Source organism: Cellulosimicrobium sp. EB106-03-01-XG111, from assembly GCF_058792115.1.
Genome location: NZ_JBYTEQ010000023.1, coordinates 14,834 through 28,051 on the forward strand (window position 1 = coordinate 14,834; position 13,218 = coordinate 28,051).

Annotated in this window: 11 protein-coding genes and 1 tRNA gene; 5 read left to right on the plus strand and 7 right to left on the minus strand. The window is 74.3% G+C overall.

Annotated elements, in window-relative coordinates; all coding sequences use genetic code 11:
• Positions 1–50: 50 nt before the first annotated feature.
• From AC3WT4_RS16855 to AC3WT4_RS16875, 5 genes are all read right to left on the minus strand, one after another.
• The gene (locus tag AC3WT4_RS16855; protein WP_044144390.1) at positions 51–1,316 is read right to left on the minus strand and encodes a DUF4032 domain-containing protein; all 1,266 of its coding nucleotides are present in this window, start codon (positions 1,314–1,316) and stop codon (positions 51–53) included.
• A gap of 107 nt (positions 1,317–1,423) precedes the next feature.
• Positions 1,424–3,142 (minus strand): discoidin domain-containing protein, encoded by a 1,719-nt coding sequence (locus AC3WT4_RS16860; RefSeq protein ID WP_492315978.1) that lies wholly within the window; start codon positions 3,140–3,142, stop codon positions 1,424–1,426.
• A gap of 188 nt (positions 3,143–3,330) precedes the next feature.
• Positions 3,331–4,455 (minus strand): ABC transporter ATP-binding protein, encoded by a 1,125-nt coding sequence (locus tag AC3WT4_RS16865; protein WP_074808213.1) that lies wholly within the window; start codon positions 4,453–4,455, stop codon positions 3,331–3,333.
• A gap of 277 nt (positions 4,456–4,732) precedes the next feature.
• A complete protein-coding gene (gene otsB / locus AC3WT4_RS16870) occupies positions 4,733–5,587 on the minus strand; it encodes a trehalose-phosphatase (RefSeq protein ID WP_492315979.1) in 855 nt (284 codons plus the stop codon).
• Positions 5,584–7,122 carry an alpha,alpha-trehalose-phosphate synthase (UDP-forming) gene (locus AC3WT4_RS16875; protein ID WP_492315980.1) on the minus strand — a complete coding sequence of 513 codons (1,539 nt, stop codon included), beginning with the start codon at positions 7,120–7,122 and terminating at the stop codon, positions 5,584–5,586. Before AC3WT4_RS16875 ends, otsB begins: the two co-directional genes overlap by 4 nt.
• Before the next feature lie 216 nt (positions 7,123–7,338).
• On the opposite strand from AC3WT4_RS16875, the gene AC3WT4_RS16880 reads away from it, so the two are divergent.
• The 4 genes from AC3WT4_RS16880 (at position 7,339) to AC3WT4_RS16895 (ending at position 10,839) form a co-directional block, all read left to right on the plus strand.
• Complete coding sequence (locus tag AC3WT4_RS16880) at positions 7,339–9,075, plus strand: serine/threonine-protein kinase (protein WP_074808569.1); 1,737 nt, start codon at positions 7,339–7,341, stop codon at positions 9,073–9,075.
• 55 nt (positions 9,076–9,130) lie between these two features.
• The gene (locus AC3WT4_RS16885) at positions 9,131–9,706 is read left to right on the plus strand and encodes a hypothetical protein (protein ID WP_492315981.1); all 576 of its coding nucleotides are present in this window, start codon (positions 9,131–9,133) and stop codon (positions 9,704–9,706) included.
• Positions 9,707–9,794: 88 nt separating this feature from the next.
• A complete protein-coding gene (locus tag AC3WT4_RS16890) occupies positions 9,795–10,646 on the plus strand; it encodes a DsbA family protein (protein WP_400109044.1) in 852 nt (283 codons plus the stop codon).
• Positions 10,647–10,763: 117 nt separating this feature from the next.
• A tRNA-Thr gene (locus tag AC3WT4_RS16895) sits at positions 10,764–10,839 on the plus strand.
• Positions 10,840–10,969: 130 nt separating this feature from the next.
• Here AC3WT4_RS16895 and AC3WT4_RS16900 read toward each other — a convergent pair.
• Together AC3WT4_RS16900 and AC3WT4_RS16905 are read right to left on the minus strand one after the other, a co-directional pair.
• Positions 10,970–11,848 carry an SGNH/GDSL hydrolase family protein gene (locus tag AC3WT4_RS16900; protein WP_492315982.1) on the minus strand — a complete coding sequence of 293 codons (879 nt, stop codon included), beginning with the start codon at positions 11,846–11,848 and terminating at the stop codon, positions 10,970–10,972.
• Positions 11,849–11,982: 134 nt separating this feature from the next.
• Complete coding sequence (locus tag AC3WT4_RS16905) at positions 11,983–12,642, minus strand: uracil-DNA glycosylase (protein WP_492316002.1); 660 nt, start codon at positions 12,640–12,642, stop codon at positions 11,983–11,985.
• A gap of 230 nt (positions 12,643–12,872) precedes the next feature.
• Between AC3WT4_RS16905 and AC3WT4_RS16910 the strand changes: the two genes are divergently transcribed.
• Positions 12,873–13,193, plus strand: coding sequence for a DUF3263 domain-containing protein (locus AC3WT4_RS16910; RefSeq protein ID WP_021482752.1), 321 nt, complete (start codon positions 12,873–12,875; stop codon positions 13,191–13,193).
• Positions 13,194–13,218 lie beyond the last annotated feature (25 nt).

A 13,218-nucleotide genomic window follows, 5' to 3' on the forward strand; every position in this document is an offset into this window, starting at 1 on the left:
CCCCCCCCCCCCCCCCCCCCCCCCCCCCCCCCCCCCCCCCCCCTCGTCCGTCAGCCGTAGTACTCGGGGTCCTTCTCGCCGGGCGCGAGGCCGAGGATCGCCTTCTCGTCCGGGCGGTGGCGCAGGACGTTCTCCACGTACGACTGCGTCGCCTCCGCCATCGGCACGTCGCGACCGGCACGCTCCGAGATGAACCAGCGGTGGTCGAGGATCTCGTGGAACAGCTGCGCCGGCTCGAGCTTGCGGCGCAGGTTCCGCGGCACGGCCTGGATCGTGGGCTCGAACACGCCGCTCAGCCAGTCGTGCGCGACGAACTCCTCGTCGTCGTTCTGTCGCTCGGCCGCCGCCCGGAACGAGTCCAGGTCGTTGAGCAGACGGCGGGCCTGGTTCTCCTGCACGTCGAGGCCGGTGAGGCGCAGCAGGCGTCGTGAGTGGTGCCCCGCGTCGACGACCTTCGGCTGGATCTGCACGGTCGTGCCGTCGATGTCGGTCGTGATCGCGAGCTCGTCGACGTCGAAGCCGAGGTTGTTGAGGTGCTCGATGCGGGCCGCGACGCGCCACCGCTCGTTCGCGTCGAACGACTCGGACGTCGTCAGGGCCTCCCACAGCTCCTCGTAGCGCGCGACGAGCGCGTCGCCGATCGCGACCTCGTCCACGTCCTCGTCGAGCAGCTCGCCGGCGGCGAGGTCCATGAGCTCGCCGATGATGTTCGTGCGCGCGAGGTCGACGTCGTACGAGCGCTGCCCGGGGGAGAGCTCCCGGTGCAGGTCGCCCGTCTCGGCGTCCACGAGGAAGGCGGCGAACGTCTCCGCGTCGCGCCGGAACAGCGTGTTCGACAGCGACACGTCACCCCAGTAGAACCCCACGAGGTGCAGGCGCACGAGGAGGACGGCGAGCGCGTCGATGAGGCGCGTGGCGGTGTCCGGGCGCAGCGACTGGCTGAACAGCGCGCGGTAGGGGAGCGAGAACTGGAGGTGCTCGGTGATGAGCACGGCCTCGAGCCGCTCGCCGTGCGCGTCCTGGCGCCCGGTGATGACGCCCACGGGGACGACGCTCGGCACCTCGAGCCGACGGAGCTGCCGGAGCAGCTCGTACTCGCGGTACGCGACCGTCTCGCCGATCTCCTTGATCGCGATCACCCGCCCGGAGAGGCGGACGAACCGCACGATGTGCCGCGAGATGCCGCGGGGGAGGGCGGCGAGCGTCTCCGCCGGCCACTCCTCGAGCGGGACGTCCCAGGGCAGGTCGAGGAGCGCCGGGTCGGGGGCCGACGCGGTGATCTGCAGGTTGTGCACCGTCACGGGTCCATTGTCCATGGTCGTGCGCCCGACGGTCGCGGTGCGTCCGCCGGCGCCTGCGCGAGCGACGGGACGGGTCCGGCCCGTGGGGTCGGACCCGCCCCGCAGCGGGGACCGGCAGGAGGTCAGGCGCAGTCGAGCGCGTCGTGGTCGACGTCGAACGCCGACGTGACGTCCTCGCCGTCGACCGTCGCGGTGCCCGTGACGGTCACGGTCCCGCTCTCGACGGAGGTGGAGCGCACCGCGAACGACTGGTACGCGTTCGCGCCCGGGGTGACGTCGGCGACCTCGCGGGTGCCGTACGGCGTCGCGAGCGTCACGTCGACGGGCTGGTCCTCGCCGTTCGTCGCCCGGACGGCGACGTACGCCTGGCCGGCGAGGCAGCGCGCCTGCACCTCGACGTCGAGGTCGAGCTGCCCGGCCGGTGCGCCGTAGACCTCGAGCTCGTAGAGGGAGAAGCCCCACTGCGTCGCGCGCTCGGTGAGGTAGAGCCGCACGTGCTGCCCGGTCCCGGTGATCGCCAGGTCGTCGAACCCGCCGTCACCGTCCGTGACGGTGCGGACCGTGGTCCAGGTCTCGCCGTCGGGCGACGTCTGGACCTCGTAGCCCGACCCGTACGCCGTCTCCCAGTCGACGACGACGCGGCTCAGGTCGTAGCTCGCACCGAGGTCGACCGCGATCCACTCGGGCTCGCTCCACGCGCTGCTCCAGCGGGTCCCGGCGTTGCCGTCGACCGCCTTCTCCGGCTCGTGGCCGGCCTCGTCGATGCTGGAGGCCGTCACGGGCCGGCCCAGGGCGAGCGAGTCCTCGTCCTCCTCGCCGCCCCCGTCGTCGGACTGGTAGCAGCGCAGGTACCGGTAGGACTCCGCGGAGGTCTCGAACGACGGCGCCCAGTCCCACTCGTAGGTGAAGTACTGGACGTAGGGCTCGGCCGCGGCGATGATCGCCGGGAGGTCGAGCTCGCCGCGGCCGAGCGCGACCTGCCGCATGTCGCCCGGCGCGTCGACGTTCACGGCGTCCTTGATGTGGAGCAGCTCGATGCGGTCCCCGTGCTCCTCGATCCACGCCGGGACGTCGAGGCCGGCGTCGGCGGCCCAGCCCACGTCGAGCTCGAACGTGACGTAGCGCGGGTCGGTGTTCTCCTCGATGACCTCCCACGCGCTCACCGTCTCGCCCGTCTCGGGGTGGGTGTACCGCGTGGTGAACTCGCTCTGGTGGTTGTGCAGCACGATCTTGTTCGCGCCGTTCTCGTGCGCGTACCGCCCGAGCTCGTTCACGTACGCCGCGGTCGCGACGGCCTCGTCGTAGGTGCCGTAGCCGCCCGCCATGCCGCCGGTCCCGATGTAGTCCTGGCCCAGCGCGACGGCGTACGCGACCGTCTCGGGCCACGAGGCCCGGTCCGTGCTGCCGTGGCTCGACGACACCTGGAGGCCGTGCCGGTCGAGGATCGCCCGGTAGTCGTCGACCGGCATCGCGTAGGGCTGGTTGTACGGCTCGACGTTCGTGAACCCGGCGGCGGCCACCTCGCCGAGCACGCGGTCGAGCGTCTCGGGGGACGGCGTCCCCGAGCCGCCGAGCTCGCCCACGTGCGTGTAGAGCTGGATCGAGATCTTGGAGTCGGGGAGGCCGTCGTCGGCGTCGCACGTGACGGGCGCCGCGGTGGTCGACGGGCCGGCGGACGGCGGCGCGACGGCGGGGACCGCCACGGCCGGCGCGGCGGCGAGCGCGGTCGCGACGAGAGCGCCGCCCGCCAGCGCCGCGCCGAGGCGCCGGGCGCGCGAGGAGAGGTGGGGGATCTGCATGAGGCTCCAATTGACAGCGTTGTCGATTTGGGTGACGAACATGCGACTTCTGACGTCGCGTGTGCAAAAGCAGTCTTCGGGTCACCCATGGCGGTGTCAAGAGCGCGCGCGCCGTCGGTCGCGGACGACGGCGTTCCCCGGGAACGTCGTGGACGAGGGCGGTCCCCGGAACGCCGCAGGGCGGGCCCTCCCGTGGGGAGGACCCGCCCTGCGGCGGTGGTGCGGGGGTGTCAGCTGAGGCGCTGGCCCGAGTTCGCACCGAAGACGTGCGACTGACCCGGGCGGATCGTCACGTAGATGCGCTCGCCCTTGGCGGGGACGTTGCGCGGGTCGACGCGGACGATGACCTGGTTGTCGCCGGCGCCCGAGTGGACGTCGGCCTGCGAGGCCAGGTCGCCCTTGAGGGTGCCGTAGACGAACGCGTCGGAGCCGAGCTCCTCGACGATGTTGACCTCGACCGGGAACGCGGCCTCGTTGGCCTGCGACACGACGTCGAGGGCCTCGGGACGGAAGCCGATCGTCACCTTGCCGTTGTCGGCGTCGGTGATCTTCGCGGCCGTCTCGCGCTCGAGCGCGATGCGCGCGGGGCCGACCTCGGCCACGCCGTTGTTGACCGCGAACGTGCCGATGTTCATCGCCGGCGAGCCGATGAAGCCCGCGACGAAGACGTTGGCCGGCGTGTCGTACATCTCGCGCGGCGTGCCGACCTGCTGGAGCAGACCGTCCTTGAGGACCGCGATGCGGTCGCCCATGGTGAGGGCCTCGGTCTGGTCGTGCGTGACGTAGACCGTCGTGACGCCGAGGCGGCGCTGGAGCGACGCGATCTGGGTGCGCGTCTGGACGCGGAGCTTGGCGTCGAGGTTCGACAGCGGCTCGTCCATGAGGAACACCTGCGGCTGACGGACGATCGCACGGCCCATCGCGACGCGCTGGCGCTGACCACCGGAGAGCGCCTTCGGCTTGCGGTCGAGGTACTCGGTGAGGTCGAGGATCTTCGCGGCCTCCTCGACGCGCTGGCGGATCTCCGCCTTCGGCGTGCCGGCGATCTTCAGCGCGAAGCCCATGTTGTCCGCGACGGACATGTGCGGGTACAGCGCGTAGTTCTGGAAGACCATCGCGATGTCGCGGTCCTTCGGCTGGACGTCCGTGACGTCGCGGTCGCCGATGTAGATGTGTCCGCCGTTGACGTCCTCGAGGCCCGCGAGCATGCGGAGCGAGGTCGACTTGCCGCAGCCCGAGGGGCCGACGAGGACGAGGAACTCGCCGTCCTCGATGTGCAGGTTGAGCTGGTCCACGGCAGGACGCTCGGTCCCGGGGTAGACGCGGGTTGCGTGGTCGTAGGTGACCGTAGCCATGACTGGTACATCCCTCCACCGGCAGGTACGTGCCGGACGATCCGTTGTGCAGTGACGTGCCACGTCGACGTAGCTGTTCGCGATGGCGGACGAGCGTGTCTTCGACGACACAGAAGAAGTCGGACCCCCTCCGGAACGGGCAGGGGACCCGACGTCATCGTGACCCGATCCTACTCCCGGTCCTGAGTGCTTCGTCACAGCGTCGGTCACGATCCGGTAGCGGTTCGGTGCGGGCGGCGGGGCCCGCCGGGCGGCCGCCCGGCGGACCCCGTCGAGGTCAGGCCTCCCGGCGCTCCAGGAGGCCGGCGAGGAGGTCGAGCACAGCGGCGAGCCCGTCGGCGTCGGGCACGCGCTGCGCGGCGAGCGTGTCGCCGTCGCCCACCTTGACGCCCAGGTCGCCCGGGCCGAGCACGGCGAACGCCGTCTCGTCGGTCGTGTCGTCGCCCGCGTAGAGCACGCGCGTGCGCGCGTCGGGGCAGCCGGCGTCCTGGCCGACGACGTCCCGCAGCCGGTCCACCGCCTCGCCCTTCGACGTCTCGACGACCGCGACCTCGACGACGTCCTTCCCGTGCATCGCGTGCAGCCCGAGCCGCTCGGCCACCGCGTCGGCCAGGTCCTCCGCGGCCTGCGTGTCCGCCGCCGAGGCGAGCCGCGTGTGCAGGACGGCGGCGCTCGGCTTCTCCTGCACCCACGCGCCCTCGCGCCCCGCGACGGCGTCGGCCAGGCCCGCGCGCAGGGCGGCGAGGTGGTCGGCCTGCTCCGGCGTGAGGTCGAGCGGGACGGCGTCGAGCCCGTCCTCGGTCACGTGCCCGGTCTCGGCACCGTGGCTGCCCACGAGGTACGTGCCGACGGGCGGCTCGCTGCGCTCGGCGAGGTCCGCGAGGTTGCGGCCCGAGACGAGCGCGAGGCGCGTCGTCGTGCCGACGAGCGCGGCGGCCAGCCGGTCGACGGCGGCCCGCGCCGACGGCGCCATGCGCGCGGTGAGCGGGTCGTCGACGAGCGGCGAGAGCGTGCCGTCGAAGTCGAGCGCGACGAGCCGTGCGGCCGGTGCGCCGTCCGGGTCCGCCGCGAACGCGCGCACGGCCTCGGCGACAGGTCCGGGCAGCGGTGCCGGGTGGTGCGACGCGGTCACGCGTCCTGCTCCACCGCTGCGTCGGTGCCCTGTCGCTCGCCCTGTCGCGCGCCCTGTCGCTCGCCCTGTCGCGCGCCCTGTCGCTCGCCCTGGCGGGCGTGCTGCGGCGCACCCGGCTCGTCGTCCTCGGGGCGGCGCCGCGGGACGCGCGACGGCATGGCGGTGAGGACGCCGAGGAACGACTCGGACCACCGCGCGACGTCGTCGGTGAGGACCTTGCGGCGCAGCCGGCGCATGCGCTTGCGCTGCTCGCGGTGGTCCATGTGCGCGGCCGCGACGATGATGTCCTTCATCCCGTCGATGTCGTGCGGGTTGACGAGGAGCGCGCCGGAGGAGAGCTCGTCGGCGGCGCCGGTGAACTCGGAGAGCACGAGCACCCCGCGGTCGTCGGAGCGGGCCGCGACGTACTCCTTCGCGACGAGGTTCATGCCGTCGCGCAGCGCCGTGACGAGCATGACGTCCGCCGCGAGGTACAGGGCGGCCATCTCCTCGGGCGGGTAGGAGTGGTGCAGGTAGTGGATCGCGGCGTGCCCGATCTCCGCGTACTCGCCGTTGATGCGGCCCACCGCGCCCTCGACGTGCTCGCGCAGCTCCTGGTAGGCGTCCACGTTCTCGCGGCTCGGGCTCGCGACCTGCACGAGCGTGGCGTGCTCGACGTCGAGGCGGCCGTCCTGCAGCAGCTCGCCGTACGCCTTGATGCGGTGCCGGATGCCCTTGGTGTAGTCCAGGCGGTCGACGCCGAGCATCATGATGTCCGGGTCGCCCAGGTCGGCGCGGATCTCGCGCGAGCGCTGCTGGACCTCGGGCGTGCGGGCGAGCTCGTCGAACCGGCGCGAGTCGATCGAGATGGGGAACGCGGCGGCGCGGACGTGGCGGTCGCGCCCGTCCTCGCCCGGGACCGTGATGATCGGCCCGCGCGTCGTGTGGGCGCGCAGCCGCCGCACCGCACGGATGAAGTTCGCGGCGTCGCCCGCGCGCTGGAAGCCCACGAGGTCCGCGCCCAGCAGGCCGTCGATCACCTGGCGGCGCCACGGCAGCTGCTGGAACAGCTCGAGCGGGGGGAACGGGATGTGGTTGAAGAACCCGATCCGCACGTCCGGGCGCTGGGCGCGGATCATCTGCGGCACGAGCTGGAGCTGGTAGTCGTGCACCCAGACGACGGCGCCCGGGGCCGCCTGCGCGACGGCGGCGTCGGCGAAGCGCTGGTTGACGCGGCGGTACGCGTCCCACCACGTGCGGTGGTACGTGGGCGGGGAGATGACGTCGTGGTAGAGCGGCCAGAGCGTGTCGTTCGAGAAGCCCTCGTAGTACCGCTCGATCTCGTCGGCCGAGAGCGTCACGGGCACGAGGCGCATGTCGTCGGCGTCGAACGGCTCGCTCGCCAGGTCGGGCGCGCCGGACCAGCCGACCCAGGCGCCGTCGGACGCCTGCATGACGGGCTCGAGCGCCGTGACCAGGCCTCCGGGCGACCGCTTCCACTCGATCTCACCGCCGGGGCCGACCGTGAAGTCCACGGGCAGCCGGTTGGCCACCACGACGAGATCGAATCCCTCTTTGCCTGTCAATGGACCTCTCCTTGAGCTTCGATGAATCGCGCCTGGGCGGCCCAGGGTAGTCCGCTCGTCGGGCGCATGGACGGGTCGTCCGGTGCCGGTCGGGTGCCGGACGCCGCCCCGGGCCGGGTCGCCCACCGGGCCCGTCGGGGCGGCACCCTCCAGCGCCGGCCCGTCCACTGCCGCTACCTTGTCACCATGGAGGAGCCCACGCAGCGCGTCGAGGCGCGGAACGTCGCCGGGGGGCCGTCACGCGGACCCGCCCCCGGCAGCGAGGTCGGGGGCTACCACATCGGCGCGCGGCTCGGGTCCGGAGCCATGGGCACCGTCCACAGCGCCCACGACGGCGGCGGCAACCTCGTCGCGATCAAGCTCCTCCACGCGCACGTCGACCTCGACGCCGCCGCGCAGGGCCGCGAGCGGCTGCGCCGCGAGGCCCGCGCCCTCCAGCGCCTGCGGCACCCGGCGGTCGCGCAGATCCTCGACGTCGAGCTCGACGGCCCGGACGCGTTCATCGTCACCGAGCTCGTCGACGGCCCCACGCTCGAGGACGAGATCGCCGAGGGCGGACCGCTCGACGCGTGGGACCTCTACGAGCTCGCCGACCAGCTCGCCGCCGCCCTCGAGGCCGTGCACGCGGCCGGCGTCGTGCACCGCGACCTCAAGCCGAGCAACGTCATGGTGTCCTCGCGGGGCCCCGTGCTCATCGACTTCGGCATCGCCCAGGGGCTCGAGGACGCGCGCGTCACGTCCACGGGCCTCGTCATGGGCACCCCGGGGTACCTGGCGCCGGAGCTGCTCGAGGGCGCGGCCCCGAGCGTCGACACCGACTGGTGGGGCTGGGCGGCCCTGCTCGCCTACGCCGCGACCGGCCGGGCGCCGTTCGGCGTGCGGCCGACGGATGTCGTGCTCGCCCGCGCGCGCAGCGGACGCCCCGACCTCGCGGGCCTCGGGCCCGTCACGGCGCACGCGATCGGGCGTGCGCTGCACGCCGACCCGGCGCAGCGCCTCGGGCCGACGGAGGTCGTGGCCGCCCTGCGCCACGCGGCCGACACCGGCGACGCCGCGCCCGCGACCCAGGTGGTCGCACCGCCCACCGGGCCGACGCAGGTGGTGCCGCCCGTCGCCGTCGTGCCCGGCGGCACCGGAGCCCAGTGGACGGGTGCGTCCGCGTGGACCGGCCAGGCCCAGGTCGTGCCCCCGCCCCTGCCCACGTCGCAGGCGCAGGTCAACGACGGCCGCACGATGGCCGTCCCCGTCGGGCACGACCTCATGGACGACCTCGGCGCCCCGCCCCTCGGTGAGGACGGTGAACCGCTCTACGTGCGCCCCGTGCCCGCCGCGCGGCGCACCGCGCTGCTCCTGCTCGCCGTGCCGCTCGTGCTGCTCGGCGCGACGTACCCCGGCGTGGCGTTCGTCGTGCTGTCGGTGCTCGTCGTGCTCGCGCGCGTCGTCGGCGTGACGACCGAGTCGCTGCACGCGCGGCGCGAGCGCCGCGGCGTCTCGTCCCGGGACACGGTGCGCGCGGTCGCGGCGTCGCCCTGGTACGTCGTGCGCGCGCTCGCCGGCGCGCTCCCGTCCCTCCTCGTCGCGGCGTGCGCCGCGGTGCTCGTCGTCGTGGCCGGCTGGTGGCTCCTCGAGTCTGACCGCTGGGTCGTCGTCGAGGGCCCCGACGGCGGCAACGCGCCCGTCGTGACGACCGTCCTGCTGTGTCTCGCGGCGATCGCGGCGGTGACCCTGGCCTGGGTCGGACCGCTGACCCACCTCACGCGGTACGGGACCCGGACCGCCCTGGCGCGGCTCGCGCCCGGACGCACCGGGACGCTCGTCCTCGCCGGCCTCGGACTCGTGCTCACGGTCGTGTCCCTCGTGCTCCTCGCGGGGGACCCGGGCGTGACCTGGTGGCCGTTCCCCGGCCCGCCGTCGCTGCGCTGAGCCGGCACCGGCCCTTCCCAGCCCCCTACCAGCCCGCACGCGTAGGATGGGCGCCGTGCTCCGGACGACGGTGCCGCGCGCCCTGTCGCGCGGCGTGACGCGCACGTCCGTCGTGCCCGCAGCCGGCCGTCTGCTCGGCCCCGCGCTCCTGCTCCTCACCCTCCTCGCCGCCGTCGTGACGCACCTCGCCGACCGCGGGTACGCCGTCGTGCACCAGTGCGTGACGGTGCCGGGGGTGTGGGGTGCCGCCGGGATGCACCTCGCGCTCGTCCACGAGGCGCCGGACTGCCCGTCGGGCACCGCACTCGGGGGCGACCCGGCCGCCATGGTCACCGTCGTGGGCGCGCTCGCGCTGCCCGTCGTCGTGGCGCACGCGGCAGCGGCCGCCGTCGCGTGGGGCCTGTCGGCCTGGGCGCGGCGCGCGCACGAGCGCTCCCGCGCCGTCGTGACCGGGGCCGGGCGCTCGCTGCGCGCCGTGCTCCGGGGGGCGCTGCGCCCCGTGGGGTCGCTCGTCGGGGCCGCGCGCCGCGTCGTGCGCCCGGTGCCCGACGCCGTCCCCACCGCGCTGCACCACCTCGCCGACGCGGTGGTGCGCACCCGGCGCGGGCCTCCGCAGGTCGCGCTCGTCTGACGACGCCGTCGGACGCACGGCCCGCGCGACCCCGTCGGCGCGCACCCTGACACATCCCCAGCTCTCGGCACTCCCTCGGAGGACGACCATGCCCAGCAACGAAACCCAGACCAAGGCCCAGCGCCGCGAGGCCGCGCGCGCGGAGGCGCTCGCGCTGCGCGAGGCGCAGGCCAAGCGCGACAAGCGCAACCGCCTCATCACGATCGGAGCGCTCGTCGCGGGCGTCCTCGTCCTCGTCGGCGTGTTCCTCGCCGTGTGGATCCCGGCCATGAACGACCGGAACAAGACGATCGACGCGGTCGCGGCGGGCAACCTCGCCGACGTCACGAGCCCGGCCACGAGCGACGCCGAGGACGGCGGCATCCCGATCGGCGCGGACGGCGCCGCCGGGACGCAGAACGAGGGCGCCGTCGAGGTCGGGGTCTACCTCGACTACATGTGCCCCATCTGCGGGCAGTTCGAGGAGACGAACGGCGCGGCGCTCGACCAGCTCCGCGAGTCCGGTGACGTGACCGTCGTGCTGCACCCGATCTCGATCCTCGACCGCGTCGCGCAGTCGCAGCAGTTCTCGACCCGCTCCGCCGCCGCGGCGGCCTGGGTCGCCGACCGTGCGCCCGAGTCGATGAACGACTTCAACACCGCGATGTTCCAGAACCAGCCCCAGGAGGGCAGCGGGACCCTGACCGACGCGCAGATCGCCGACATCGCCGAGCAGGCGGGCGTGCCGGCCGACGTCGCCGCCGGCATCGAGGACGGGACCGCCGTCGAGACGTTCGGCGACTGGGTCGCGACGGCGTCGAGCCTCGTGAACCAGGACACGTCGCTGCACGGCGAGCGCGGGTTCGGCACGCCGACGATCACGATCAACGGTGAGCGGTGGGACGGCAACTGGAGCGACCCGAACGCGCTCCCGCAGGCCGTCACCGCCGCCCAGGGCTGACCGGCACGGGGTCCGAGTCCTGACCCGCGCCGCCCGTGCCCTGACCGGCGCGGGCCGCCGACCGGGGCGCGCCGGGCGAGCAGGTAGTCTGTTCGCTCGCCCGGCAGCCCCGGGAACGCCGCCTTAGCTCAGCCGGTAGAGCACTCGCCTTGTAAGCGAACGGTCGTCGGTTCGAATCCGACAGGCGGCTCCACCACGACGCCCCCGGCTCCACGGAGCCGGGGGCGTCGTCGTGCCGGCGCGCTGCGCGAGGTCGGCAGTCGCTGCCCGGATCGGTGGTCGCGCGCGCCGATCTCGGCAGGCGCTGCCGAAGTCGTCCGCGCTCAGCGGTCGGCGAGCGGGACGGGCAGCAGCTCGGGCGCCTTGGGGAGCCGCCCGTCGCCCGACGACGTCCCGCGCAGCCGCCGCTGCGCCCACGGCACGACGTGCGTGCGCACCCACTGCGCGTTCTGCCGCGCGCGGTCCAGGGCCGGCGCGGGCGGGAGGGGAGCCAGCGGGTCGTCCCACGCGGCGTCGTCGGGCGCCTGTCCGAGCGCGACGAGCGCCGCCTGCGCGACCCGGGCGTGCCCCGCGGGGGTCAGGTGGATGCGGTCGTCCGACCACACGCGCCAGTCGTGCAGCGCGCGCATGCCCCACAGGTCCAGCACGTACGCGCCCTGGCGGCGCGCGATCGACCAGATGTGGGCGTTGTACACGCCGACGCGCGGCCGCGTCAGGCCGACGAGCGGCGACTGCGACGCGTCGAAGCCCGTCGCCATGAGCACGTCGATCCCCGCGCCGCGCAGTCGCGAGACCGCGTGCTCGAGGTCGCGCGCGAGGCGGTCGACGTCGGCGTTCGGCCGCAGGATGTCGTTGCCGCCGCCGATGACGCTCACCAGGTCCGGCCGGAGCTCCAGCGCAGCCGGCACCTGCTCGGTGAGGATCGAGCGCAGCTTGCGCCCCCGGATCGCGAGGTTCGCGTACCGCAGCGGCTCTTCGCCGGCGGCGACGCGCCGGGTCGCGAGGTGCTGGGCGAGGAGGTCGGCCCACCCCCGCTGGTGGTCCTCCTCGCCGGGGTACGGGTCCCACAGGCCCTCGGTGAACGAGTCGCCGATCGCGACGTAGCTCGACCAGCGGGGAGCGGGGTCGTCGGGTCGGCGTGCGTCGGCGGTGTCGCCGGCCAGGGGAGTGGTCGTCGGGTTCTGCGTCGTCACCCGCCCCATTGTGCTCCTGCGGGGCGGCGCGCCGTCGACCCGGCGTTCCTGGCGGGTCGAGCAGGTGGTCCTGGCGCGTCACGCGGCGCGGACGAGCCAGGACCGCCTGCTCGGCGGAGGCGGGGGGAGGGGGCGGGCGGGGGTCAGGTGGTGGGGAGGGTCCAGTCGACGGGGTCGGCGCCCTGGGCGACGAGGAGCTCGTTGACGCGCGAGAACGGGCGCGACCCGAAGAACCCGCGGCGCGCGGAGAGCGGGCTCGGGTGGGCGCTCGCGACGACGGGGGTGTCGCCGAGCATCGGGCGCAAGGTCGCGGCGTCGCGACCCCAGAGGATCGCGACGAGCGGGGCGTCGCGCGCGACGAGCGCGCGGATCGCCGCCTCGGTGACGGCCTCCCAGCCCTGGCCGCGGTGCGACCCGGGCTCGCCCGGCCGGACGGTGAGCACCCTGTTGACGAGCATGACGCCCTGGTCGCTCCACGCGGACAGGTCGCCGTTCGCGGGCGTCGGGGCGCCGACGTCGTCCGCGAGCTCGGCGAAGATGTTCTGGAGCGAGCGGGGCACGGGGCGCACGTGCGGCTGCACGGAGAACGACAGCCCCATCGGGTGCCCGGGCGTGGGGTACGGGTCCTGCCCGACGACGAGCACCCGCACCTCGGACAGGGGGCGCGAGAACGCGTTGAGGATGGCCGACGGCGCGGGGAGGTACTCCCGTCCGGCCGCCACCTCGGCGCGCAGGAAGTCGCCGAGGGCGTGCAGCTGCGGCTCGACGGGCGCGAGGGCCTCGGCCCAGTCGGGCGCCATGATGCTCGCGAGGGCCGGGCGGGGGTCGGCTGTCGAGGCGGTCGCGACCGGGTCGACGGCGACGGGCTGGGCGGGTGCGCTCTCCACGGGCCCGAGCCTAACCGGCGTCCTCGGCACGCCCGCAGCGTGCGGCGAGGACGAATGACACGGGTGTGGTTCGTGCGTAGGCTGAGAGGCGGCCGCGCGCACGGGAGTGCGCAGGTCCGGTGACGAGCGAGTGCAGGGAGGGAACGATGAGCGAGGCGGCGTACGTGCTCGACGGACCCGACGCGGTCGGCGACCCGACCACCTCGGAGGCGCCGGCGTCGGGCCTGAGCGAGCGCGACCAGGAGATCCTGGCGTTCGAGCGGCAGTGGTGGAAGTACTCGGGCGCCAAGGAGCAGGCGGTGCGCGAGCTGTTCGACATGTCCGCGACGCGCTACTACCAGGTGCTCAACGCGCTCATCGACTCCCCGGCCGCGCTCGCGCACGACCCCATGCTCGTCAAGCGCCTGCGGCGGATGCGGTCCACCCGGCAGCGGGCGCGCACGGCGCGCCGGCTCGAGGGTCTCTGACGCGGGACGACGGGCCGCGCGTGAA